At 60.0% G+C, this 24092-nt stretch carries 22 protein-coding genes; 12 read left to right on the top strand and 10 right to left on the bottom strand.

All coding sequences use genetic code 11. The features are described 5' to 3' along the window. Window positions 1–88 precede the first annotated feature (88 nt). Window positions 89–829: a 3-oxoacyl-[acyl-carrier-protein] reductase gene (fabG, locus tag WEU32_RS05935; protein WP_312813628.1), complete on the bottom strand. Its 741-nt coding sequence runs from the start codon at window positions 827–829 to the stop codon at window positions 89–91. Window positions 830–916: 87 nt separating this feature from the next. Between fabG and WEU32_RS05930 the strand changes: the two genes are divergently transcribed. Continuing rightward, window positions 917–2206 carry a serine hydrolase domain-containing protein gene (locus tag WEU32_RS05930; protein ID WP_406853211.1) on the top strand — a complete coding sequence of 430 codons (1290 nt, stop codon included), beginning with the start codon at window positions 917–919 and terminating at the stop codon, window positions 2204–2206. A 56-nt stretch (window positions 2207–2262) separates the two neighbouring features. Here WEU32_RS05930 and fabD read toward each other — a convergent pair whose 3' ends face one another. From fabD to WEU32_RS05915, 3 genes are all read right to left on the bottom strand, one after another. Beyond that, a complete protein-coding gene (gene fabD / locus WEU32_RS05925) occupies window positions 2263–3207 on the bottom strand; it encodes an ACP S-malonyltransferase (protein WP_406853210.1) in 945 nt (314 codons plus the stop codon). A gap of 116 nt (window positions 3208–3323) precedes the next feature. Further along, window positions 3324–4754 carry a fibronectin type III domain-containing protein gene (locus WEU32_RS05920; protein ID WP_406853209.1) on the bottom strand — a complete coding sequence of 477 codons (1431 nt, stop codon included), beginning with the start codon at window positions 4752–4754 and terminating at the stop codon, window positions 3324–3326. Between the two features lie 136 nt (window positions 4755–4890). Further along, entirely contained in the window at window positions 4891–6174 is a 1284-nt protein-coding gene (locus WEU32_RS05915) for an Nramp family divalent metal transporter (protein ID WP_406853208.1), read from the bottom strand. A gap of 299 nt (window positions 6175–6473) precedes the next feature. On the opposite strand from WEU32_RS05915, the gene rpsF reads away from it, so the two are divergent. The 7 genes from rpsF to alr all read left to right on the top strand — a co-directional run bounded on the left by rpsF (window position 6474) and on the right by alr (window position 13928). Beyond that, the gene (gene rpsF, locus WEU32_RS05910) at window positions 6474–6851 is read left to right on the top strand and encodes a 30S ribosomal protein S6 (protein WP_312138016.1); all 378 of its coding nucleotides are present in this window, start codon (window positions 6474–6476) and stop codon (window positions 6849–6851) included. 12 nt (window positions 6852–6863) lie between these two features. Continuing rightward, on the top strand, window positions 6864–7139 hold the full coding sequence (gene rpsR, locus WEU32_RS05905) for a 30S ribosomal protein S18 (RefSeq protein WP_167177935.1): 276 nt from the start codon (window positions 6864–6866) through the stop codon (window positions 7137–7139). 1 nt (window position 7140) lies between these two features. After that, window positions 7141–7725: a 50S ribosomal protein L9 gene (gene rplI, locus WEU32_RS05900; RefSeq protein WP_312138013.1), complete on the top strand. Its 585-nt coding sequence runs from the start codon at window positions 7141–7143 to the stop codon at window positions 7723–7725. A gap of 485 nt (window positions 7726–8210) precedes the next feature. After that, window positions 8211–10655, top strand: a complete 2445-nt coding sequence (locus WEU32_RS05895) for a TonB-dependent receptor plug domain-containing protein (RefSeq protein WP_406853207.1) — start codon at window positions 8211–8213, stop codon at window positions 10653–10655. Window positions 10656–10802: 147 nt separating this feature from the next. After that, entirely contained in the window at window positions 10803–11204 is a 402-nt protein-coding gene (locus tag WEU32_RS05890; RefSeq protein WP_312138009.1) for a hypothetical protein, read from the top strand. A 120-nt stretch (window positions 11205–11324) separates the two neighbouring features. Continuing rightward, window positions 11325–12827 (top strand): replicative DNA helicase, encoded by a 1503-nt coding sequence (locus WEU32_RS05885; protein WP_312138007.1) that lies wholly within the window; start codon window positions 11325–11327, stop codon window positions 12825–12827. 60 nt (window positions 12828–12887) lie between these two features. Beyond that, entirely contained in the window at window positions 12888–13928 is a 1041-nt protein-coding gene (alr, locus tag WEU32_RS05880; RefSeq protein WP_406853402.1) for an alanine racemase, read from the top strand. Between the two features lie 39 nt (window positions 13929–13967). Here alr and WEU32_RS05875 read toward each other — a convergent pair whose 3' ends face one another. Next, window positions 13968–14639, bottom strand: coding sequence for a Yip1 family protein (locus tag WEU32_RS05875; protein ID WP_406853206.1), 672 nt, complete (start codon window positions 14637–14639; stop codon window positions 13968–13970). A 116-nt stretch (window positions 14640–14755) separates the two neighbouring features. Here WEU32_RS05875 and radA point away from each other — a divergent pair, with 116 nt between their 5' ends. From radA to WEU32_RS05855, 4 genes are all read left to right on the top strand, one after another. Further along, entirely contained in the window at window positions 14756–16123 is a 1368-nt protein-coding gene (radA, locus tag WEU32_RS05870; protein ID WP_406853205.1) for a DNA repair protein RadA, read from the top strand. Between the two features lie 40 nt (window positions 16124–16163). Continuing rightward, a complete protein-coding gene (locus tag WEU32_RS05865; protein ID WP_312138001.1) occupies window positions 16164–16709 on the top strand; it encodes a CvpA family protein in 546 nt (181 codons plus the stop codon). Window positions 16710–16780: 71 nt separating this feature from the next. Continuing rightward, window positions 16781–18292 carry an amidophosphoribosyltransferase gene (gene purF / locus WEU32_RS05860; RefSeq protein WP_312137999.1) on the top strand — a complete coding sequence of 504 codons (1512 nt, stop codon included), beginning with the start codon at window positions 16781–16783 and terminating at the stop codon, window positions 18290–18292. Between the two features lie 66 nt (window positions 18293–18358). Continuing rightward, window positions 18359–19108, top strand: coding sequence for an SDR family NAD(P)-dependent oxidoreductase (locus WEU32_RS05855; protein WP_406853204.1), 750 nt, complete (start codon window positions 18359–18361; stop codon window positions 19106–19108). 35 nt (window positions 19109–19143) lie between these two features. On the opposite strand, the gene WEU32_RS05850 is transcribed toward WEU32_RS05855, so the two are convergent. The 5 genes from WEU32_RS05850 to WEU32_RS05830 all read right to left on the bottom strand — a co-directional run bounded on the left by WEU32_RS05850 (window position 19144) and on the right by WEU32_RS05830 (window position 24027). Next, window positions 19144–19608: a lysozyme inhibitor LprI family protein gene (locus WEU32_RS05850; RefSeq protein WP_406853203.1), complete on the bottom strand. Its 465-nt coding sequence runs from the start codon at window positions 19606–19608 to the stop codon at window positions 19144–19146. A gap of 74 nt (window positions 19609–19682) precedes the next feature. Beyond that, window positions 19683–20129 (bottom strand): hypothetical protein, encoded by a 447-nt coding sequence (locus WEU32_RS05845; protein ID WP_406853202.1) that lies wholly within the window; start codon window positions 20127–20129, stop codon window positions 19683–19685. A 5-nt stretch (window positions 20130–20134) separates the two neighbouring features. Then, the gene (gene der / locus WEU32_RS05840) at window positions 20135–21760 is read right to left on the bottom strand and encodes a ribosome biogenesis GTPase Der (protein ID WP_312813649.1); all 1626 of its coding nucleotides are present in this window, start codon (window positions 21758–21760) and stop codon (window positions 20135–20137) included. Between the two features lie 31 nt (window positions 21761–21791). Then, the gene (locus WEU32_RS05835; RefSeq protein WP_406853201.1) at window positions 21792–23213 is read right to left on the bottom strand and encodes a PQQ-binding-like beta-propeller repeat protein; all 1422 of its coding nucleotides are present in this window, start codon (window positions 23211–23213) and stop codon (window positions 21792–21794) included. Window positions 23214–23232: 19 nt separating this feature from the next. Beyond that, on the bottom strand, window positions 23233–24027 hold the full coding sequence (locus WEU32_RS05830) for a tetratricopeptide repeat protein (RefSeq protein ID WP_406853200.1): 795 nt from the start codon (window positions 24025–24027) through the stop codon (window positions 23233–23235). Window positions 24028–24092: the final 65 nt, after the last annotated feature.

Here is a 24092-nt window from a genome sequence, read left to right as displayed (position 1 = left end):
CGAGCATTCCCGCCCTTTAGCACAGCCACCGGACAAGGAAATAGTTTGTTGCGTGCCGTGATAACGAAAGTGATCACAGCCGCAAAGATTAAATCATCGCCATGCCGCCGTTGACGTGCAGGGTCTGGCCCGTGACGTAAGCAGCTTCATTCGACGAAAGATAGACAGCGGCAGCAGCGATTTCATCGCCCGTGCCCAGACGGCCCGCCGGAATACGGCCCAGAATCGCGTCGCGTTGCTGCTCGTTCAAAACGTCGGTCATCGGCGAGGCAATAAAGCCCGGCGCGATGCAGTTGACTGTAATTCCACGCGAACCAACCTCTTGGGCCAGCGACTTCGAGAAGCCGATCATGCCCGCCTTGGAGGCCGAATAGTTGGTCTGGCCCGGATTGCCGGTCACGCCCACCACCGAGGTCACGCCGATGATGCGGCCCGAACGGCGCTTCATCATGCCCTTCACGGCGGCACGGGTCAGGCGGAAATAGGATTCCAGATTGATCTGGATGACCGACTGGAAGTCCTCGTCCTTCATACGCATCAGAAGGCCGTCCTTGGTGATACCGGCATTGGCCACCAGAATATCCAGCGGATTGCCAGCCGCCGCTTCGGCCGCCGCCACCAGACCGTCAACCGAATCGGGGTCCGACAGATTGGCCACCGCATAGGAAGCGCGATCCCCAAGTTCGGCTTGCAGTTCGGCCAGAACAGCCTCGCGCGTGCCGGACAGAACCACGTGGGCACCCTGTGCGTGCAGGGCACGCGCCACCGCGCCGCCGATGCCGCCGGTCGCGCCGGTCACCAGTGCCGTCTTGCCTGAAAGGTTGAACATTGAGGTCAGCTCCGCCAAATCTTTCGTCCGCTCCTATCCGATGCGAAGCTGCTTCGCCAGAGGAAGGTAACGCAACGGAAAGATTCAATGACCCGCCAAAGCGCCCTGTTCGACCGTCGCCGCCTGCTCCTCGGAGCGGGAGCTCTGGGTTTAGTTCCCGCCCTAAGCGCCTGTAATGCATCGCTAAATACAGCGGAGATCGAGGTTCGGGGCATAGATCGCCTGCCGATGACGCAGGATGTTTTGAACCGCTTTGTCGCGCAGGGACGCCTGCCCGGTCTGTGCGCCGGGGTACAGTTTCCCGATGGCAGTAAGGCCTTTGTACAGGCCGGAACGCTCGATTTCGGCTCGTTTACCCGCGTCGATCGCGACACCCTGTTCCGAATCTATTCGATGACCAAGCTGATTACGGGTGCCGCAGCAGCCCTGTTGATCGAAGACGGCAATTTTACACTGGATACGCCCGTCGCCGACATCATCCCCGAATTTGCAGATATCAAGGTCGCCACCAATCCGGCCCGCAACCTGAACGCCCGCAAGGCGCAGAAAACGATGACCATCCGTCATCTGCTGACCCACACATCGGGCTTCACCTATGCCCATGCGGGTAACAACGCCGTGCAACGCGCCTATGGCCGCGAAGGTCTTGCTATGGCGGCCAGCGCCACAACAGGATCGGCCCGCCCGCCTGCCAATTATGATGAACTGGTTGAACGTCTGGCCAAGATCCCGCTGATGTTCGAGCCGGGCACGCGATACGAATACGGCGTCTCGATCGATGTACTGGCCGTAGTGATCGAGCGCATATCGGGCATGCGCTATGCCGATTTCGTGCAAAGACGCATTCTTGATCCACTGGCGATGCAGGATACAATCTGGAGCCTGCGTGACGGCGATGCCGAGCGGCTGGCCGCCATCTATAACTACGGAGCCAATGGCGCGGGTCCGCGTCGCGCCGTCGCCGATGCGTCGGCGGAGGTTCTAAGCCGCCCTGTTAGCCTGCATCTGGCAGGATCGGGCCTTTTGTCTACGGCCTCGGATTATCTCGACTTCCTCGGCATGCTGCTGAATGACGGCTCGGCGGGGCGTCGCCGCATTATGAAGCCGGAAACCGCGCAACTGATGCGCTCGGACATCCTGCCAGAAGGGGTATCGGCCCTGAACAGTGGCCACGGCTTTGGCGGCTGGGTTGCCCGCGAAGGCCATAAACGCGCCGGAGAATTCGGCTGGAGTGGCAATGCCTCGACCCAAGCCTGGATCGACCCCGCCCACGATTTCGCCGCCGTCCTGATGATGCAGACCCTGCCCTATCGCGCCATCGACGTCCTGACGCCCTTACGCGCTGCCATCGACTCAGATCTGGGTATCGCACGATAAACAAAGGGCACTGACCGTATGGCCAGCGCCCCTTTTATTTCAGCTTACAGCCAGTCTCAGATCGACTTGGCGAAGGCTTCCAGCTCTTCCGGCGTATTGAGTGCCAGTGCCTCGGCTTCGGAGGCGATGCGCTTGGCCATGCCGGTCAGGACCTTGCCCGAGCCGACTTCGACGAAGCGGGTCACGCCGCCCTCGGTGGCCATCCACTCCATGCTCTCGCGCCAGCGGACGCGGCCGGTCACTTGCTCGACCAGCAGGCGGCGGATGGTTTCAGGATCGATTTCCGGACGGGCGGTGACGTTGGCGATCAGGGTGGCCGACGGCGCATGGATGGTGGCTTCTGCCAGAGCCGCTGCCATTTCGTCAGCTGCCGGTTGCATCAGCGGGCAGTGGAACGGTGCCGAAACATTCAGCGGAATAGCGCGTGCGCCCAGTTCCTTGGCCTTTTCAATGGCCAGATCGACAGCGGCCTTATCGCCCGAGATGACGACATTGCCCTTGTTGTTGTCGTTGGCGACAACGCAGACACCCACAGCCGAACCGGCCTTGGCGGCTTCTTCGGCCAGAGCCAGATCGGTTTTCGGACCGATCAGCGACGCCATCGCGCCCTTGCCCACCGGCACAGCGCGCTGCATGGCCTGACCGCGCAGTTTCAGCAGACGGGCTGTGTCGGCCAGCGAGATCGCACCCGAAGCCGCCAGAGCCGAATATTCACCCAGCGAGTGACCGGCGACGAAATCGGCGCTCGACACATCAAAACCGAACTCGACCTTCAGCACGCGGGCCGTCGCCACCGATACCGCCATTAGAGCCGGCTGGGCGTTCTCGGTCAGGGTCAGCTGGTCCTCGGGACCATCCTTCATCAGGGCCGACAGCTTTTGGTTCAGCGCGTCATCGACTTCGGCAAAGACTTCGCGTGCGCTGGCAAAGGCGTCCGACAGGGCCACGCCCATACCGACAGCCTGGCTGCCTTGACCGGGAAAGAGAAGCGCGAGGCTCATCTGCGTTTCGTCCGTATTATTGTTAAACTAGCCGCGAGGGGTAAGACAAACCCTCCCCTACGGCAAGCCGCTCTTGATAATACGGGCCGCAAATGGCCTCGCGCTTTGATCAGGATTTAGTCCTTGATCTCGGCGGTGCAGGGACGGTTATCCGGCCCCGCCACACCGTCACAGCGACGGATGGCCAACAGGCTTTCAGTGCTTTCGATCAGACGGTTACGATTGTCGTCACCCTTGGTCAGGGTGAAGGCATCATAGAGCTGGCCCGTGGCCGTATAGGCGCGGAATTCCAGCTGGCGTTCCTGCACATCGATCAATTGGTACAGCTCGGTATTCTCGGCGGCACGCACCGGCTGGGTGTCGGCGCGATCATTCAGGCCATACATCTTGGAGCCAGTCACCGAGACCACATAGACCGGACCTTGCGGCAGACCGGCATCCGAGTTCGCACGCGAGGCGTCTGCACCTGCGGGGTTCGAGACACGGCCATAGCAGTGGTCATGGCCTTGCAGCACCAGATCGATATTGCGGGCGTCAAAGATCGGCTTCCATGCCGCCTTCAGCTCCTCGGTGTCTTCGGGACGCGCGCAGGTATAGATCGGCTGGTGGAACACAGCGACGTTCCACTTGGCGGTGCTGGTGGCCAGCGCATTGTCCAGCCACGCCGTCTGGCTGCCCAGACCGCCCAGATCCAGTCCCGATGTGCCGTCCAGAATGATGAAGCGGACGCCCTGGAAATCGACGAAATAGGTCGTGTCCTTCACGCCCTCTGCACCGTTATCCGGCAGGGCGAACTGACGGGTCCAGTGCGGGCCAAGCACGCGCGATTCCGAACCATCCGGCAGGATGTGATCGACATATTCGTGATTGCCCGACGCCGGAAGCTGCTGGGTCATGGCAAAGGCCCGACCACCGGCCTCGGTCCATTCGCCCCACTCGTCATCGTGAACCTTGACCTCGCGCTGGGCCACCAGATCACCGGCATGCAGTACCAGCGATGCCGGACCGGCTTCCTTGAAGGCCGAACGGATCACACGCGAGCCGATTTCCAGAATATCGTTCTGGGTATCGCCCAGATAGATAAAGCGGAACGGTTCGAAACTGGCCGCTGCCGTGCGGAACGGTATCCACTCGCTCCAGCCATCCGACGCCTTCACGCGATACACATAGCGGGTGGCCGGTTTCAGGTTGTCGAAGCGCACCTGATGATAATGGGCCGTGCCGTTCTCGTTGCTGATCGGCGAGGTATTGCCCGTCACCTTGACCGCATCAAAGCCCAGCAGCGGGCCGTCGATCTCTTGCGAGATTTCCGCCTCGGCTGTCGTCTGGTCAATGCTGGTGCGCCACGCGACACCGGCACCGCGCGCTGCATCGGCGGCAGGCGTCAGTACAATACGATCCGCCCACGTCTTGGCCGCCCAACGCCCGTTCGGGGCATGCAGCGGCGGCGGTGCCGGATCAGGATCGGGCGGAGCCACAATCTGTGCCGAAACAGGCGTGGCAACCATCAGGCCGACAGCAGCAAGCAGAGCAAGCGAAGGCTTCATATTCTCAGTTCCCTGACGAGAAAGCGATGCCCGTCGCTTAACCGCGCTCTGCAACGCTAAAACGTGGGATTTGCGACACCAGACCTCCGGTTTGCCGACAGGTTTGCGACAAACCCGACGGACACGGACAAAAGCGTCAGAACATCCCGATCAGTTCTTTGGCCGCCAGCACACAGAACAGGGCCGTCGCCGCCCCCAGCATCAGGTTCGACAGCCAGCCGCTGCGCCATTGCGGCGGCAAGCGCTTGCTGTTCAACAACCACAACAGCGTGCCCGCAAGGAAGGGCATGAACAGACTGCCCAACACGCCATAGGCCACGATCAGCCCGAAAGGACGCTCCATAAACAGCAGGGCAATCGGCGGGAAAGTCAGCCACAGGGCATATAGTTTGAACGCCCGCGACTTGTCACCACGTTCGGCCGGATCATCGCTTTTGCCACGCACATGGGCGACGAAGTCGGCGAACATCAGGCTGACACCCTGCCAGACACCCAAGAGCGAAGAGAAACTGGTCGCCCAAAAGCCAACTAGAAACAGGATAGAAACCGGACGCCCGAAGCGGTCCTCCAGAACCGTGGAAAGGTCCAGCAATCCGCGATCCCCGCCTTGCAGCGCAATCCCTGCGGCATGCAACAGTTCGGCCCCGACAATCAGCATGGCCACCACGAACACGCCGGTCACCACATAGGCGACCCTGTTATCCAGACGCATCACAGCCATCCATGACGGCCCGCGCCAGCCCTTGGCATTCAGCCAATACCCATAGGCCGCCATGGTGATGGTGCCGCCCACCCCGCCGATCAGCCCCATCGTATAGAATGCCGATCCTTTAGGCAGTGTCGGCCACAGGCCCGTCAGCAAGCGCGGAATATCGGGAGCCACAATCACGGCCAGTCCGATGACGGTGACGAACATGACCCCGACGGCCAGGGTCATCACCTTTTCAAACAGGCCGTATCCGCCGAACCAGACAAAGGCCAGCCCCGCCAGACCGCTGAGGACACCCCAGACCTTCAGGTCCAGAACCGGCAACATGGCGGCCAGAGGCAGGGCTGTCGAGGTCATGGCGGCGGCCCCGTACACAAAGCCCCACACCACCACATAGATGCCGAAATAAAGCCCCGCCCAGTTCACACGCGACCCGAAAAAGCCCTTGCCCAGACTGGACCAGCCGTCGAAAATCGTCTTCTCGCCCGCCAGTGTCCAGCGCCCAACTGCCTCGGCCAGCGCGATCTTGAGCAGGGTGCCAATGATCGCCGCCCACAGCAGCGCATAACCGAATTTCGACCCCGCAATCAGGGTCGCAACCAGATCACCCGCGCCCACACCGGTCGCCGCCACCACAATCCCCGGCCCGATCAGCGACCATTTGTTGTTGCCCGCTATAGCCTTGCTGACGGCAGAACCTTCATGGGTCATCGGCGAATGGTTCCTTGGTTATGGAATAGTCGGGCTTTCGAAATAGGGACAGTGCATCGGTTCGCCTCGATCGCCAAACAGCGCTATAAAATGCGCAACTGACATAGGTTTCACGGCGCTTTCGTCTCCCTAACCTTGCCCTTTCGACGCTTTCCTTATATAGGCGCACCCTTTCCAGGGCTTCGGTCCTGATTGTGGAATGTCAAAGGGTCGGGAAAATCCCGTCCGCCACATCAGGAGCCATCGTAGACACGCTACCCGGCATGTCTGCGCCGATGTCCACCAAGGGAGAACACCGCATGGCTCTATACGAGCACACGGTCATGACGCGCCAAGACATCTCGGCGCAACAGGCCGAAGCGCTGAACGACACCATCAAGGCTCTGATCGAAGAACAAGGCGGTTCTGTCGCCAAGATCGAGTACTGGGGTCTGCGCAACCTGACCTACCGCGTGAAGAAGAACCGCAAGGCTCACTATTCCCTGCTCGCCGTTGACGCACCGCCGGCCGCTATGGCCGAAGTTGAGCGCCAACTGTCGATCAACGAAGACGTGCTGCGTTGGCTGACCATCCGCGTCGAAGAGCTCGACCTGGAACTGTCGCCGCTGCTGGCCCGCCGCGAGCGCGAACGCGACCGCAGCAGCAACCGCAACGACGACGCTGCGGCTTCGGAATAAGGAACCGGATAGATGACCGATACCAAAGCTCCGATCCCGGGCGCTCCGGCTGGCTCCGGCCCGGCCCGTCGTCCGTTCTATCGTCGCCGCAAGGTGTGCCCGTTCTCGGGTGCCAACGCGCCGAAGATCGACTACAAAGACGTGAAGCTGCTGCAGCGTTACGTTTCCGAACGCGGCAAGATCGTGCCTTCGCGCATCACCGCCGTTTCCGCCAAGAAGCAACGTGAACTGGCCAAGGCCATCAAGCGCGCTCGCTACCTGGCTCTGCTGCCGTACGTGGTGAAGTAAGATGAAGGTCGTTCTGCTTGAACGCGTCGATAACCTCGGCGCCATCGGCGACGTCGTCACTGTCAAGGACGGCTTCGCTCGTAACTTCCTCCTGCCGCGCGACAAGGCTCGCCGCGCCACGGAAGCCAACCTGAAAGCCTTCGAAATCGAGCGTGCTGCTATTGAAGCCCGCAACGACAAGAACAAGGCTGACGCTCAGGTCATCGCCGACAAGATCGACGGAGAAACCTACGTCATGATCCGTCAGGCTGGTGAAACCGGCCAACTGTACGGTTCGGTTGCCGGTCGCGATGTGGCTGAAGTCGTCCGCGCTTCGGGTGCAAACGTCACCCGCTCGCAGGTCGTACTGAACACCGCCATCAAGACCTTGGGCGTCCACGAAGTGCTGGTTCGCCTGCACGGCGAAGTGTCGGCCACCGTCAAGATGAACATTGCGCGTTCGGCTGAAGAAGCTGAACGTCAAGCCAAGGGCGAAGACGTCATTCGCTCGCAGTTCGACGACGAGCGTGAAGCGGCTGAACAAGCTGCTCAAGAGCTCATCGAAGGCGGCGCTGGCCAGCAAGAAGGTTTCGGCGAAGAAGCCTAAGCTTCCTCAACGGACTTCAAGGATCAGGGCATCAGCTTCGGCTGGTGCCCTTTTTCTTTGCCGTATAGCGGAAACTCACATTTAGATTTTCTTCACATACATATAAATATTCTCGATATGCGAATGGCCTTATTGCGGCGCAATATGGGCGCATCAGTATAGCGGATTGGCGGCTCACTCCCCGCCAATCTGCTGCGCCCCCTGCTCCGGTCAATGCCATTCCCTCAGCGTTGCCTCGAACAGCGGGGCGGAAATCATAAGGGGGAATACATGATCCGACGGCTATCAAATCACGACAGATACAGGCTTTTGGCCTGTTGTCGCGCACCGGTCCCGGACTGCGCGCCCTGCTCCTGAAGCCTCAGGCCGTTGAGACAGTTTTGCTGTGATCAGCGGCTACCCAGCCTCTTTTTTAGTTTTTCCATCGCATGCCCGCTCTTGGCTGAGACCGGAGCGACAGTTGCGACACTTCTAAAGGTTTGAACGTGACGATCCGCACATTTGCATACCGCACGGCTCTGTTTGCCGCTGCCTCCGGTTCTGTTCTTTTGGTCGCCGGTGCTGTTCAGGCCCAGAGCGCCGAGCAAACCACCGCCGTTGACGACATCGTCGTAACGGGTACCCGCGTCGCCAACCGCTCGCGCCTTGATACGGTCGCGCCGGTCGATGTGGTCACCGCCGAAACCCTCGAACAGCGTGGTTCGACCGAGTTGGCCACCCAGTTGGCCGCCAGTGTTCCGGCCCTGAACTTCCCGCGCCCTTCAGCGACTGATGGAACCGACTCTATCCGTCCCGCTACCCTGCGTGGCCAAGGCCCAGACCAGACCCTCGTGCTGGTCAATGGCGTGCGTCGCCACCAGACCGCCCTTGTGAACCTGAACGGCTCGGTCGGGCGCGGCTCGTCGGCCGTTGACCTGAACGCCATCCCCTCCTCGGCGGTCGAGCGCATCGAAGTTCTGCGTGACGGCGCTGCTGCCCAATATGGCTCTGACGCCATTGCCGGTGTTCTGAACCTGCGCCTGCGCGAAGCCCGCGAAGGCGGCGGTGCGATCCTGACCTATGGTCAGTATATCACCGACTACACCGGCTTTTATGGCCGCAAAGACGACATCCGTGACGGCGATACCCTGACCGTTTCCGGCTGGCAGGGCTTTGCCCTAGGCGACGAAGGCTTCTTGACTGCCTCGGTGGAATACCGTGATCGCGAACGCACCAACCGTTCGGATATCAACCCGACGCTCGGCCGCATCACGGGCGGTCAAGGTGACGCACAAACCGAAGACCTGTCGGTCTATCTGAATGCCGGTGTGCCGTTATCGGCAGGCTGGGAGGCCTATGGCTGGGCCGGCTATCAAAAGCGCGATGCCTCGGCAGCCGCCTTCTATCGTACGCCGACCGACAATACCCAGAACCCCGACTATGGCTCGGGTCGCAAATACCCTGACGGCTATCTGCCCCATATCCTGACCGAAACCACAGACTGGACAGCAGCAGGCGGCCTTCGCGGCAATCTTGGCGAATGGGGCGTAGACATCAATCTCGGCTATGGCCTGAACCAGATCGAGTTCGGGGCCGAGAACACTATGAACCCGACCTACGGCCTGAACGGCCCGACCAGCTTCTATGCCGGTTCACTGGAATACAGCCAGTTGGTTTTAGGTATTGATGCCAGCCGTGAATATGATCTGGGCTGGCATGGTCCGCTGAACGTCGCCGTCGGCCTTGAGGCCCGCCGTGAGAACTACCAGATCGGCGCAGGCGAAGAAGCCTCTTATGCCCGTGGTCCTGTTTTGGTCGCCGGTGGCAACACCCTCACCTTTGGCTCTCGCGGATTTACGGGCTTCACGCCCAATAACGAGGTGGACGAAGACCGTAGCAATGTTGGCGTCTATCTGGATCTTGAAGGCGAGGTCGTTGAGGGCCTGACCCTGTCGGGCGCTGTCCGATACGAAAACTATTCGGATTTTGGCGATAACGTCTCGGGCAAGTTTGCCGCTCGTTACGACTTCAACCCGCACTTTGCTATCCGTGGTGCTGTCTCGACCGGCTTCCGCGCGCCCAGCCTGCAACAGCAGTATTATACCCAGACCTCGGTCCTCTATATCAACAACGTCCCTTACGAGACCGGCACCTATCCGTCGGTCAGCGAAGTGGGTCTGGCCCTTGGCGGCACCGATCTGCAAGCTGAGGAATCGGTAAACTACTCGCTGGGTTTTGTTGCCCGTAACGGCCCGTTCGAGTTCACGGCCGATGCTTATCGCATCGACATCTCGGACCGCATCATCCTGTCGGAGACTCTGACAGGTAGCGCAACCGCAGATGTGGGCACCAATGCCCGCACCATCTTTGATCTGCTGGCCCCTTATGGCGCTTCTGCGGCACGCTTCTTCATCAATGGCGTGGATACCGAAACCACCGGTCTTGATGTGGTGGCCCGCTATCGTGCCGAAACCGCAGCCGGTCACCGTCTGGACTTCACGCTGGCCGGTAATGTCAACGACTTCAAGGTCACCAAAACACCGGTAACCGAAAGCGGCGTCCTGCCCGTCCCGACCACCCTATTCGGGCGTCAGGCCGTCTATCGCTTCCAGGAAGGCACCCCGCCTTGGAAGGTCGTATTCCAGACCGATTGGGAAGCCGAAAAACTGGGTGGCACCCTGCGCCTAAGCGGTTATGGCGATGTTCTGGCCGCCGGTGCCAGCGAAGCCACCGACCTGCAACTGGGTGATGCTCTGGTGGTCGATGCCGAAGCCCGCTACCGCTTTACCGACAAGGTGACGCTGGCCATCGGTGCCGACAATATTCTTGATCAGTACCCGCGCCAGAGCCTGCGCGAGAACAATACCACCGGTGCCTTCCCGTTCTCGAACTTCTCGCCCTATGGCTTCAACGGACGTTATGTTTACGGTCGTCTCAGCTTGAAGTGGTAAGTTACTGATAGTGCAATGGTTTGAAGGCGGACATATGAATATGTCCGCCTTTTTCCTTATTCAGGCCCCGTTCAGGCGCTGGAACTTAGATCAAAGCTTGGTTACATACCGTCCGCGTGCCGATTTCTTCCGGAGCCTTCAGTCGTCATGAAATCTACCTTGTCATTGCTGGCGGCTGCCAGCCTAAGCGCCGTCATGACAATCTCAGCCACTGCCACTCCGGCCCTGGCGCAATCACAGATGACCGTAGCCCAGTTTCTGGAAGCCGGTCGCGACATTCCGCGTAATCGCGCCGCGGCCATGCTACGTTCGGATACGCGCCAATTGATCCGCGTGGCTACTGGTGCCGTCAATCAGGTCAAGTCAGAACAAGCGGCGGCCGAGCGCGCCGGTCGCCGTCCGAACCACTGCATCCCCTCTTCGGGCACCGGCATTACACCGGAATCTCTGGTCGCCCGCTTTGAAGGCATGCCGGCCCCCCGTCGCAATGTCACGGTAACGCAGGCCGTGCGCGACTGGATGACCGAACGCTATCCCTGCCGCGCCTAGAATCATCTAAGGCGTCATCCCCAGACTTCACAGGGTGTGGATAACCTTCACCTTGGATAAGGCTGTTTCTACAGGTCTCCATCATCCCATGATGGAGGCCGTTCTGTTTTTATCGGTACCATGAACGCGCTTTCCCCAATGCCCTATGACCAAGGTTCCAATATCAATGTGACGGCCATGCCGCACAATCTGGAAGCGGAACAGGCGCTAATCGGGGCATTGATGTTCGACAATGGCGTGTTCGAACGCCTGAGCGATCGTCTGCGCGACAGCCATTTCTTCGAACCGTTTCACCAGCGTCTCTACAAGGCCATCGAGGACCATATCCGTCAGGGCCTGCTGGCCGAGCCGACCATCCTGATGGAGCGTTTCAAACAGGATCCGGCCTTCCAGGAATTCGGCGGCCTGCGCTATTTGGCCGATCTGGTGGACCGCGCCCCGCCCGCTGCCAATGCGCCGGACTATGCCCGCGTCATCTATGATCTGGCCCTGCGCCGCGAACTGATCCGTATCGGCGGCCAGATTGCCAAGGACGCGCCCGATCCCGAACGTGCCGCCGAAGACCAGATCGAACAGGCCGAACAGACCCTCTATTCTCTAGCCGAAACCGGTAAGCCGTCCTCAGGCTTTGTGGCCTTCTCGCATGCCATTGCCGGTGCTGTGGAAATGGCTGGCGAAGCCTATCAGCGTGAAGGTAAGCTGGCCGGTCTGGCCACCCGCCTTGACGACCTCGACCAGAAACTCGGTGGCCTGCACCCGTCCGACTTGCTGATCCTTGCCGGTCGTCCGTCGATGGGTAAGACGGCTCTGGCCACCAACATCGCCTTCAACGTGGCCCGGAACTATAAGTGGGAACCCACCCCCGATGGCGGTCGCAAGACCGTGGACGGCGGTGTGGTAGCCTTCTACTCGCTGGAAATGAGCGCCGAACAGCTGGCCATGCGTATCTTGGCCGATGCGTCGGGCGTGTCCTCGGACAAGCTGCGTAAGGGCGAGATCGACGCCAGCGACTTTGGAAAGCTGCGCGACGCCGCTATCGAAATCGGTGAAAGCCCGCTCTATATCGACGCCACCGGCGGTATATCCATTTCCAAACTGGCGGCGCGCGCGCGTCGTCTGGCCCGTATGGACCACGGCCTTGACCTGATCGTGGTCGACTACCTTCAGCTTGTGACTGTGGGCGAAGGCGGCAGCCAGAAGAACCGTGTGCAGGAAGTGTCCGAAATCACCGGTGGTCTGAAGGCACTGGCCAAGGAACTGAACGTCCCGATCATCGCCCTTTCACAGTTGTCGCGTCAGGTAGAGCAGCGCGAAGACAAACGCCCGCAGCTGTCCGACCTTCGTGAATCGGGCTCGATCGAGCAGGACGCCGACTGCGTGATGTTCGTATACCGTGAAAGCTATTATCTCGGCCGCGCAGAACCTCGCGAAGGTACCGAGGAACACCTGAAGTGGCAGGAAGACATGGACCGACTGCAACATCAGGCCGAGGTGGTCATCGGCAAGCAGCGTCACGGCCCCATCGGTATTGTGAAACTGGCCTTCGATTCCAACACCACCCGCTTTGGTAACCTGGCGCATGACGGCCGTTACGGCAGCGCCTATGCGGATATTCCCGAATAAGGAAAATCCTTGCCTAAACAGGGTGGCCCGAAGGACGTTTGGGGCGTAAACATTCGCGCCATGTCCTCCCTGCCCGCATCCCTTACCGTCGATCTTGGCGCTCTGGCGCGTAATTTTCACACCCTTCAGGCCATTACGGGCCGGCCGGTCAATCCGGTCGTGAAGGCTGACGGCTATGGCCTTGGTGCCGTAGCGGTGGCCAAGCGTCTGATGGCCGAGGGTGCGCGGACCTTCTTCGTCGCGCGCGCTGCCGAAGGTGCTCTGCTGCGCCAAGGCATCGGAGCCGAGCCGACCATCTATGTTTTGGATGGCGCGCACGGCGAGAACATCAAACTGATCCGCGAGGCCAATCTGCGCCCTGTGCTGAACCAGCCCGCTCAGGTCGAAAACTGGCTGTCCTCGGGTGGCGGTGCCTGTGGTCTGCAAATCGACACGGCTATGAACCGCCTCGGCTATCGCGTTGAAAATGCGCCGGAGCCGTTTGCTGGGCTGGAACTGGTGATGACCCACCTCGCCTGCGCCGACGAACCGTCCAATCCGCTGAACCGTCAGCAACGCGACGCCTATGCCGGTGTGGTCGAAAAATACCCCGGTGTGATCCGCAGCTTTGCCAATTCCGGCGGTTGCTTCCTTGGCGAAGACTTCGGTTTTGACGTGGTGCGTCCGGGCATCTGCCTTTATGGCGGCGGCCCAGAGGGCAAGCCGCACGACAAGATCGCACCCGTAGCCACATTGAACGCCCAGATCATGCAGGTGCGCGAAGTGCCCGTCGGTGAAACCGTCGGTTATTCGCAGGGCTATAAAGTGACCAGTCCCGTCACTGTTGCCACCTGCGGCGCGGGCTATGCAGACGGCGTGCTGCGTTCCTACTCGCCCAAAGGTCATGTCTGGGTTGCAGGCCAACTGCGCCCCATCATTGGCCGCGTCTCGATGGACGTTCTGGCCGTGGACGTGACCGGCCTTGATGTGAAGGCGGGCGACAGCGTCGAGATCTTCGGCAACAACCGCCTGATCGACGATGCGGCTTCGGCTGCGGGCACGATCAGCTACGAGTTGCTGACCTCGATCACCCCGCGCGTGCCCCGCCTTTATGTCGGTTGATCCAGATACAAAAAGGGCCCCTTTCGGGGCCCTTTTCTTTTAGTCGAGAGCGAAGCTCATTGCCCCTTCGCCTATGACCGAGAAAGCCATAAACACCGCCAAAATCAATCCCGCGACCACAGCCGTCAGCAAGCCCCACACGATCACCAGAACGATGGTGAACACCAGTTGTTTGTCTTGGGGTGTCTGTTTCAGCGGGCCAAGTCCGCAATAGACCAGATAAGCCCCGTAAACGCCGACCAGCAGCGAAATCACCGCAGGGGCATCCCCCGGGATCAGATTCAGAATGCCCAAAATCCAGAAGGGCGTCATCGCATAAACCGCCAGCTTCATGGACTGCAGGATGTTCTTTTCAGAACCGAAGTTGTGCGCCACGCCGTCAATGACAATGCCCAGAATATAGGCCGCCAGCAGGTTCAGTCCGTAGGACACAAACCCGTACAGGATCACTGACAATACAGCGTCGTCATCGGATACCAGCTTGCTGATCACCGTCGCAAACGGGCCAATAGCAGCCAGGATCATGGCATAGCGCTGGAACAGCGATTTTACCGTCGCCTGTTCCGCGGCAATGATCGGCCACTCATATTTGGGACGCAGGATGATGCCCTTGACGCGGTCCACTAGACCGGGATCAAAAACAGGCGGATTTTCAGCGGACATCGGCCCCTCCATAAAGCTGATGCGTTCATAATCCATACGAGACAGCATCACCATGTCCCGCAACCAACCTTACCAAAACTTATAGCTGCGCCGGATACGTCAGAAACGGACGCATTTGGAAACAGACATCTGTTCTTGTTCTGTTTCTCTGCTACGCTTTGATCATGGCTCGTGACTCGTCTCTCTTCGTTTGCAAATCCTGTGGTGCCGTCCATGCCAAATGGACCGGCCAATGCACGGGGTGTCAGGAATGGAATACCCTCGTAGAGGAATCCAAAGCCGCACCTCCGGGGGCAATGAAGCCCAGCTCCACAGCACGTGGACGCGGCATCACCTTCGAAACGCTGGTCTCTGACACGCCCGACCCCCCGCGCATCAAGACCGGCGTTGTCGAGTTTGATCGCGTGTGCGGCGGCGGTGTGGTGCCGTCTTCGGCCATCCTTTTGGGCGGCGATCCGGGGGTGGGCAAGTCCACCCTTCTTTTGGAAGTCACCGCCAAGGCTGCCCGTGGCGGGGCCAAGGTCGCTTATATTTCCGGCGAAGAAGCCATTGAACAGATCCGTGCCCGCGCCAAGCGCATGGGCGTGGCCGATGCGCCTGTGGCGCTGGCTTCGGCCACCTCGCTGCGCGATATCCTGACGACGCTGAAACGCGACAAGTTCGACATTGTCATCATCGATTCCATCCAGACCCTGTGGTCCGACGTCCACGAATCCGGTCCCGGTTCAATCACTCAGGTCCGCGCCTGCGCTGCCGAACTGGTGCGGATGGCCAAAGACGGTGGCCCCGCCATTGTTCTGGTCGGTCACGTCACCAAGGACGGCCAAATTGCAGGTCCACGCGTCGTTGAACACATGGTCGATGCTGTCCTCAGCTTCGAGGGCGAGCGCGGCTACCCGTTCCGTATCCTGCGGGCGGGCAAGAACCGCTTCGGGGCCACTGACGAGATAGGCGTGTTCGAAATGGGCGATGCGGGCCTGCGCGAGGTTTCCAACCCCTCCGCCCTCTTCCTTGGCGAAGGCAAGGAAGGCGCACCGGGGGCGGCTGTGTTTGCCGGTATCGAGGGCTCGCGCCCTGTGCTGGTGGAAATACAAGCACTGGTGGCTCCGTCCGCCTATGGCACGCCGCGCCGTGCGGTTGTCGGCTGGGACTCAGGGCGTCTGGCTATGCTTTTGGCCGTGCTTGAAGCCCGTTGCGGCATCACGTTTGGCGACAAGGATGTCTATCTGAACGTGGCGGGCGGTATGCGGATCAACGAACCCGCCGCCGACCTTGCGGCTGCGGCAGCCCTGATATCTTCAGCGCTGGACAAGCCCCTGCCCAAGGGATGTGTGGTGTTTGGTGAAATCGGCCTGTCGGGCGAGGTCCGCGCCGTCGGCCGTGCCGAGGCTCGCCTGCGCGAAGCTGCCAAGCTGGGCTTTGAGCGGGCCTTGGCTCCGCCTCAGGCCAAGGGCAAGAAGCCGAATGTCACCCTGACGGTTGTCGAAACGCTCGCCAATGCCGTGGACCGCATCGCGCAAAACAAATTCTAAAGCCTCGGAAAAACCGCTCTTGTCGTGCTAGCCACAGGCCATGACCGGTTTTGATGTCTTTGTCATTCTGGCCATCCTGCTGTCGGCGACAGCGGGATGGTTTCGCGGTGCCCTGCGCGAACTGACCGCCCTGCTCAGCTTCTTTGTGGCGGGTCTGATCTCGCTTTTGACCCTGCCGTGGACGGCTCCATTCGGTCGCAATCTCGTCGATCCCGACTGGGCCGGATCGATCCTTGCGGTCGGTGTGGTGTTCGTGGCTCTGTATTTCATCATCCGCTGGTCAACCGGCGCGCTATCCAAGGGCGTGCGCGGCAATGCGCTCGGCACCATGGACCAGATCATCGGCACCGCCCTCGGCGTCGTGCGCGCTCTGGCTCTGGTCGGCGCAGTTCACCTGATTCTCATGGGTATTGTCGGGGACAATCCGCCCCGCTGGTTTGCGACCGCCAAGACCCTGCCCGTCAGCATCGCTTCGGCCGCAACCATCCAGATTGTCCTTCCAGCCATGGCCAAAGGCGCAGATGCCCTCACACCCGTCGTCCAAAAGTCGGTATCGGAGGGGTTTTCGGATCAAAGCGATCAATGACCCTTGAACTCTGACCGCATGAGGACTAGGTGGCGGGCCATACCCGACCTTTCGGTCATCGGAGTTACACGATGCCCCACCATATCGCCGATCCCGTCGTTCACCGTGAACATTGGCGCGAACCGGACGATGACCAACTGCGCCTTGAATGTGGTGTATGCGGTGTATGGGGGGCTCCGGAAAATGAAGCCTCCTCTATCGTTGCCCTGGGCCTGCATGCCCTTCAACATCGTGGTCAGGAAGCTTGCGGTATCGCCAGTGTCCTGAACTCCGAGCGTTTCTTTACCGAACGCCATATGGGTCTTGTGGGCGAGGCTTTCGGCAATGCCGACCTCACCAACCGCCTGCCGGGCTGTGCTGCTGTTGGTCACACCCGTTATTCGACAGCTGGCGGCAGCTTCCTGCGCAATGTCCAGCCGATGTTCGCCGATCTGGATCAGGGCGGTATCGCGATTGCCCACAACGGCAACTTGACCAACTTCAAGCACATTCACGCGCAGCTGGTTTCCGAAGGCGCGATCTTCCAGTCCACCTCGGATTCGGAAGCCATCCTTCACCTGATCGCCCGCAGCCGTAAAGCCAAGATCGTCGAGCGTTTCATCGACGCGCTGGGCCGTATCGAAGGCGGTTTCGCCCTAGTGGCCCAGACCCGCTTCAAGATGATCGGTGCGCGTGATCCGCTGGGTATCCGTCCACTGGTTCTGGGCAAGCTGGGCGAGGCCTGGGTTCTGGCCTCGGAGACTTGTGCGCTGGATACCATGGGCGCAACCTTCATCCGTGACGTGGAACACGGCGAAGTCGTCGTCATTGACGAAGAGGGTCTGACCTCGATCAAGCCCTTCGCTCAGCAAGCCGCCCGTCCCTGCCTGTTCGAATATGTTTATTTTGCCCGTCCCGATTCCATCGTGAACGGCCGCTCGGTCTATGAAGTCCGTAAGGAAATGGGCCGTCGTCTGGCCCGCGAGTTCGACATTGAAGCCGATATCGTCGTGCCGGTGCCGGATTCGGGCGTTCCGGCGGCTCTGGGCTATGCTCAGGAAGCGGGCATCCCCTTTGAAATGGGCATTATCCGCAGCCACTATCTGGGCCGTACCTTCATCCAGCCATCCCAGGCTTCGCGCCAGAAGGGTGTGCGCATGAAGCACAGCCCCAACAAGGCTGTGCTGGAAGGCAAGCGCGTGGTCTTGATCGACGACTCTATCGTGCGCGGCACCACCTCGCTGAAACTGGTGCGTGCCGTTCGTGCGGCCGGTGCCAAAGAGGTTCACCTGCGTTCGGCCAGCCCGCAAATCCTGTATCCGGATTTCTATGGCATCGACATGCCCGAGCGTTCGCAACTGATGGCCGCCACCCACACTCTGGAAGAAATGCGCGCTGTCCTCGAGGTAGATTCGCTGGGGTTCCTGTCGATTGATGGCCTTTACGAAGCCACCGGTGTCGGCCCGCGCGACAATGACAAGCCGCAATTTACCGATCACTATTTCACCGGCGAATACCCCACCCGCCTTCTGGATCGCGAGGCCGAAGAAGGCGGTCGCGAGGTTCGCGGCAAGAAGGTTTCCATTCTCACCGTGAATGCCTGAACAAAAGGGCCGCCGGATGATCCGGCGGCCCTTTCTTCATTCGGCGAGCCGCGCTATCAGCGGCGCATGTCCGAGACCCAAAACCTTCCGCTTCAAGACCGTATCGCTCTGGTCGTCGGTGCCTCGCGCGGCATCGGTCGTGAAACTGCGCTCGCCTTTGCAAAAGCCGGTGCCCATGTTGTCGCCGCCGCCCGCACACAGGGCGGGCTGGAAGAGTTGGACGACGAAATTTTTGCGGCCACCGGCAAACACGCCACCTTGATCCCGTTCGACATGATCGACGGCGGTGCCATCGACCGTCTGGGCGGCGCGCTGTTCGAGCGTTTCGGCAAGCTGGACATCTGGGTACAGGCCGCCGCCACCATGGGTGCCGAGGGCCTGACGCCCGTTAGCCACGCCGACCCGCGCGGCTTTGCCAAGATCGAGAAGGTCAACTTTACCGGCGTCTATCGCCTGATCCGCTCGCTAGAGCCTCTACTGAAGGCCTCGACGGCGGCGCGTGTCATTCACCTAACCACCAGCGTCGCAGCTTCCCCGCGCGCGTTCTGGGGCCCGTATGCCGCCACCAAGGCCGGTGCCGAGAACCTGATGCGCTGCTGGGCCGACGAAATCGAATCCATGCCCATCCGCGTGGCCATTGTCGATCCGGGCCGGATGCGTACCGGTCTTCGCGCCCAAGCCTTCCCTGGCGAAGATCCTCTGATCCTTGCCCACCCGCAGGAAATCACCCCCCTGATGGTGGATCTGGCCCGCGGCGACAGGGAGCCGCCACTGTTCAGCAAGTTCGCAGACTGGAAAGCCGGACAGGCGCACTAAATCAAAGGCCGCTTCCCTTATCGGAAGCGGCCTTATCATTCAGTGATTATGCTCTTCATCGGTCTTGTAAACCGCCCGCTGCGGCTCGGGATATTGATCGGAGTCGTCATCATTGCCCCCAGATAGTCTCGCCAGAAATGATGCGCGCGCTCACGCATCAATTCCATCCGGCAGCTCGCTTCCATCAGGTTGCGGATAGATCCCCCCTGCCAGTAGGTATAGACCGTCTCACAGGCTGATTGCGTATAGTCTTCCCATCGCTTCTGGCTGTCTTCTAACTGGGCAATGATCGCTTCAGGGTCTTCGACCTCTTTGCGAATCTTGGCACGGGTCGCATCCAGATAGGTCTGGAGCTGCTGCTCGACCTGTCGCTGCAACAGCGCCACGCAGTGGTTCATCTCGAGTGTTGTCGTCGGATTCCGACAATCAACATCAGGCTCATCTTGTACTACAGCCGCATCCAGACTTAATGCGCCCAGCAAGGCCACAAGAACCGTCATCGAAAAACCTCCCCAATACTATTCACTACTTTAACGTGTAAAAATCGGCCTTTATTGTACGTAACAAAACGTAATCAGCCCGTGATTACGCCTGAAACAATCCCCGCCGCATCCCGTTCGCAGACGGTGTATTGACTGACTTGATCCATGTATCTGTTCAATGCTTCGACATAGCCGTTCATGTCGTCGATATAGCGATCGAAATCATGAGCATATTGTTCCATCTGAGCATTATAGGCATTGATAACGGCTGACCGACAGTTATGGCGATTTCTCGCTTCATCGATACAGGCCGAAACAGTTGGACGCACAGGCTTGGTCAAGCGCACAACCGTAGGCACCTGCAGTACGCGACACTCCGATAGCGGTTGAACCGGCATCGTTTGCCCTGCGACAAGCCATAAGATCGCAGCCAATTTCATTATCAATACCCCCGTTCCTGATGCTGAATATTCCTGTATTTTCAGCATAAGAAAAGGGCGATCCGGTAAGGGATCGCCCTGAATTTCTTTGCCAGACAAAATGCCTAGCGCTTTGCGCCGCCCTTCTGGCCCGTACGGATACGGCCCGAACGGGAAACTTGACGTGCCCCGCCGCGTGCGCCCTTGCCGACAATTGCATTGGTGCCGGACTTCTTGGAGGCCGAAGCCTTCAAGCCACCCAAAGGTTTCACCTTGGGCTTGATGCCCGCCTTGGCCTTTTGCTCCAGCGCCTTGCCCGGAAGGTTCGAGAACTTCTCTTCCTTCTCAGCCTTCAGCACCTTGCGAGGGGCTGTCTTGGCCGCACCCTTAAAACGTTCCGGTCCCGACTTGGCACCGCCATCGGCATAGGGGTTGGCCTTGCTGGCCTTGACGTTCAAGCGCATTGGCGTGCCCTTCAGATCGAAGGACTCACGGATCGAGTTGACCAGATATCGCTTGTAGTGCTCCGGCATCGAATCCGCACGCGTCGCCATCAGAACAAACGTCGGAGGACGGGCTTTGATCTGGGCGATATATTTCGGCTTGATACGCTTGCCGTCTACGGCGGGCGGCGGGTGTCTCTGGGTCGCCAGTGCCAGCCAGTCGTTCAGATCCTTGGTTTTGACCTTTACCGACCAAGTCTCATAAGCCTTTAGGATGGCTGGCATCAGACGGTCGACCCCACGACCATTGAACGACGACAGCGCTACAAATTCCGAGCCTTTCAGCTGCGGCAGCTTGTCGTCGGCCATCGCCTTCAGCTTGGCCAGTCGGGCTTGCGGCTCTTCTTCAAGGTCCCACTTGGAGGCCACATAGACCAGCGCGCGACCTTCCCGCTCGACCAGATCGGCCAGTTGCAGGTCCTGCGTATCGAACGCGTCATCCTTGTCCATCACCAGCACGACCACCTCGGCAAAGGTGATGGCGCGGATGGTGTCGGCGACCGAAAGCTTTTCCAGCTTTTCGTTGACGCGGGCCTTGCGGCGCATCCCTGCGGTGTCGATCAGGCGGATATTCTGGCCTTCATACTGCCAGTCCACCGAAATCGAGTCGCGCGTGATACCGGCTTCGGGACCGGTCAACAGACGGTCATCACCGATAAGACGGTTGATCAGCGTCGATTTACCCGCATTCGGGCGACCGATTACGGCAATACGGATCGGCTTTTCAGGTTCGTCGACTTCCTCGACGAACACATTTTCCGAAGCCGCGACCAAGGCCTGATAAAGGTCGGCCATGCCCTCGCCGTGTTCAGCGGAAATCGGCACAGGCTCGCCAAAACCAAGCGCATAGGCCTCGCCTACACCGCCGGTACTTTCACGGCTTTCCGATTTGTTGGCCAAAAGCACAACCGGCTTGTGCACACCACGCAGGCGGTCCGCAAAAATACGGTCCAGCTCGGTTACGCCTTCACGCGCATCCATGGTGAACAGGATGATATCGGCATCCTCGATGGCGGCCTCGGTCTGCTCGCGCATACGGGATTCGAGGGTGCCATCGCTGACATCCTCATAGCCGGCCGTGTCGATCAGGGTCAGGTCCATGTCCCCGATATTACCGTCGGCATAGCGACGGTCACGGGTCACACCGGGGCGATCATCGACCAGCGCAAGGCGCTTGCCAACGAGGCGGTTAAACAGTGTCGACTTGCCCACATTGGGCCGGCCGACGATGGCGATCTTCAGAGCCATGTCGGCCTTCTAACGCAATTTCAGAACAAAATCAGCGGATGCTGATCAAACGACCTTCATCCGTCACTACATAGAGCGCGCCGTTATAGGCGGCGGGCGCAATATAGGCCGGAGCACCAAGGTCAAGAGAAGCGGTCTGTTGACCGGTTTTCGGATCAAAAGCCACCATCTGGCCTTCGGAATTGACCAGAACCAGACGGTTCGAAGCCAGCACCGGACCAGACCACGACGGGCGCACTGTACGCTTGCCCATGCCAAAGAACCAGCCACCTTCGGTGCGGATACGACCATCGTTAAGGTCACGGGTCCAATAGATCTGGCCGGTATCGCGGTTGATCACGGTCAACTCGCCGGTTTTCGACACCACATAGACCACATCCCCCACCGGCAGCGGCGCATTCACGCCACCAATCGGCAGTTCCCAGCGCGGTGCGCCAGTGCGGATATCCAGCGCCTGCATTACGCCCGACTGGCTGACCGCATAGACGAAGCCGCGGCTGATGACCGGACGACCGGCAATATCTCGCAGTTCCGACAGGGCATTGGTGCGGCTGGTGCGCGACAGCACCTCTTCCCACACCGGTTGGCCATTGGTGGAACGCAGAGCCACAACCTGACCCGACGAGAACGGAGCTATAACCGTGTCACCGCTGACGGCGACGCTGGTTGCACGCATGATGCGAGCCGGTTCCGTAATACCGCGATAAGTCCAGCTCTGGTTACCCGTCGCCATATCCAGCGCAATCAGCTGGTTATCCACGTCGATCACATAGACACGGCCACCCGAAACGGTCGGCGCATTATGGATCGGCAGATCGGTTTCATGCGTCCAGACCACTTCGCCCGTCGCCGCATTCAGCGCCGAAACCGAACGATAGCCCGAAGACACAAAAACCTTGTTGTCGGCCACGGCCATGCCGCCACCGAAACCGCCGCCCGAAGAACCGCCACCCAAGGAAATACCGAAACGACGACGCCCGGAATCACGCTCACCAATGCCGACGGTCTTTTTCCAGACGACCGCGCCACTGGCAGCATCCACAGCCGAGACAGTCGCCTCGCCATCCATCACAAAGACACGGCCATCGGCAGCCACCGGCGGAGCCATAACCTGCTTCATGCGATCCGAAGACGCACCGATATCGCGACGCCACGCGACAGTGAAGTCAGCGGCGGCAATGACGTGGCCCGTGTCAGCTTCGGCATTCATGCCCGGCTGGGTCCAGGCGATAACGGCCTGCGGTCCCGGTACAAAGAAATCACGGCCCGATAGCGCCGGTGACGGAGCCAGTTGCTGCTCAAATTCCAGGATCGAAATACGCTCGCCCTGTGTAGCAACCGCCTTGGGACCATCATCCTTATTAACAAAAGGAAGGGCGCGCTTGACCGTGCCGCAAGAAGCCACGGTCGCGGCCAGGCCGCACAACAAGACGATTTTAAGCGATCGATTCATCTCGGGCTTCTCGTGCAGATTACTGGGCTTGAGCAGGTTGGGCTTGAACAGGCTGGGCTGGCGCAGGTGCCGTTGGCGCAGCCTCGGCCGGAGCCGCAGTTTGCGCCACCACTTGCGGTTGTGCAGGCAGCTTGGCCGCTTCGTCGACAATCTTGCGGACCGCACCATGCGTACCGGAATCAATCAGCTGAACGGCAACGACGGCACGCTGGCGAACCGTTTGCGGCACGTCCTGTCCCAGCTGCAGCTGGACAAAGATTTCACGCGCTTCAACGGTTTTGTTGTTCAACAACTGGACTGTCGCCAAAGCTTCCTGAGCCAGCGCACGATACGGACGCTTCTCGCCCGTTAGCGGCTCCAGACGCTTGGTCATGTCTTCAAGCGAGCCCTTGTCGAGCAGAAGATAGGCAGCCTTGAGCGAAGCACCATCGGCGATGATCGGGTCACGACCCGCCTTGGCCGCTTCGTCAAACAGACGCACAGCCTCGTCGTTCTTGCCTTGCTCGACGGCAATACCGGCCTGTTGCATCAGGGCCAACGCCTTATAGCCGCGCGATGCGGTATCAGCAGCCTCGCCAAAGGCGGTATTAGCCTGATCCATATTACCGGCAGCGAAAGCTTCGATTCCGCGCTGATATGCCACCGAAGCCTTGTCGGCCTCGTTAGTTTGCCAGGTCTGGTATCCCCACCAGCCCAATGCACTGATCAGCGCGATCGCACCGACACCGGCGCCGATCGGCAGCCAGGTACGCGCAAGACGCTTATAACGTTCGGAGCGAAGCTCCTCTTCGACCTGTTCGAAGACATCAACCAAGACAGTCGCCCCAAAAGCCGTTGAAAACACGGGTGGCAAATTCGTCGCGACCCTAAAGTGTCCCG

This window comes from Brevundimonas sp. BH3 (assembly GCF_045345115.1).
Lineage (GTDB): Bacteria > Pseudomonadota > Alphaproteobacteria > Caulobacterales > Caulobacteraceae > Brevundimonas.
The sequence above is the reverse complement of the archived record's forward strand: the minus strand, read 5'-3'. Positions and strand labels throughout refer to the sequence as shown.

Coding starts and splice junctions, on each gene's coding strand:
- der (WP_312813649.1), bottom strand. CDS start 21,760: ATGGCTCTGAAGATCGCCATCGTCGGCCGGCCCAATGTGGGCAAGTCG.
- purF (WP_312137999.1), top strand. CDS start 16,781: ATGCCCCACCATATCGCCGATCCCGTCGTTCACCGTGAACATTGGCGC.
- alr (WP_406853402.1), top strand. CDS start 12,888: ATGTCCTCCCTGCCCGCATCCCTTACCGTCGATCTTGGCGCTCTGGCG.
- rpsR (WP_167177935.1), top strand. CDS start 6,864: ATGACCGATACCAAAGCTCCGATCCCGGGCGCTCCGGCTGGCTCCGGC.
- fabD (WP_406853210.1), bottom strand. CDS start 3,207: ATGAGCCTCGCGCTTCTCTTTCCCGGTCAAGGCAGCCAGGCTGTCGGT.
- WEU32_RS05850 (WP_406853203.1), bottom strand. CDS start 19,608: ATGACGGTTCTTGTGGCCTTGCTGGGCGCATTAAGTCTGGATGCGGCT.
- WEU32_RS05930 (WP_406853211.1), top strand. CDS start 917: ATGACCCGCCAAAGCGCCCTGTTCGACCGTCGCCGCCTGCTCCTCGGA.
- WEU32_RS05865 (WP_312138001.1), top strand. CDS start 16,164: ATGACCGGTTTTGATGTCTTTGTCATTCTGGCCATCCTGCTGTCGGCG.
- WEU32_RS05915 (WP_406853208.1), bottom strand. CDS start 6,174: ATGACCCATGAAGGTTCTGCCGTCAGCAAGGCTATAGCGGGCAACAAC.
- WEU32_RS05835 (WP_406853201.1), bottom strand. CDS start 23,213: ATGAATCGATCGCTTAAAATCGTCTTGTTGTGCGGCCTGGCCGCGACC.
- rpsF (WP_312138016.1), top strand. CDS start 6,474: ATGGCTCTATACGAGCACACGGTCATGACGCGCCAAGACATCTCGGCG.
- rplI (WP_312138013.1), top strand. CDS start 7,141: ATGAAGGTCGTTCTGCTTGAACGCGTCGATAACCTCGGCGCCATCGGC.
- radA (WP_406853205.1), top strand. CDS start 14,756: ATGGCTCGTGACTCGTCTCTCTTCGTTTGCAAATCCTGTGGTGCCGTC.
- WEU32_RS05890 (WP_312138009.1), top strand. CDS start 10,803: ATGAAATCTACCTTGTCATTGCTGGCGGCTGCCAGCCTAAGCGCCGTC.
- WEU32_RS05855 (WP_406853204.1), top strand. CDS start 18,359: ATGTCCGAGACCCAAAACCTTCCGCTTCAAGACCGTATCGCTCTGGTC.
- WEU32_RS05875 (WP_406853206.1), bottom strand. CDS start 14,639: ATGCTGTCTCGTATGGATTATGAACGCATCAGCTTTATGGAGGGGCCG.
- fabG (WP_312813628.1), bottom strand. CDS start 829: ATGTTCAACCTTTCAGGCAAGACGGCACTGGTGACCGGCGCGACCGGC.
- WEU32_RS05920 (WP_406853209.1), bottom strand. CDS start 4,754: ATGAAGCCTTCGCTTGCTCTGCTTGCTGCTGTCGGCCTGATGGTTGCC.
- WEU32_RS05885 (WP_312138007.1), top strand. CDS start 11,325: ATGAACGCGCTTTCCCCAATGCCCTATGACCAAGGTTCCAATATCAAT.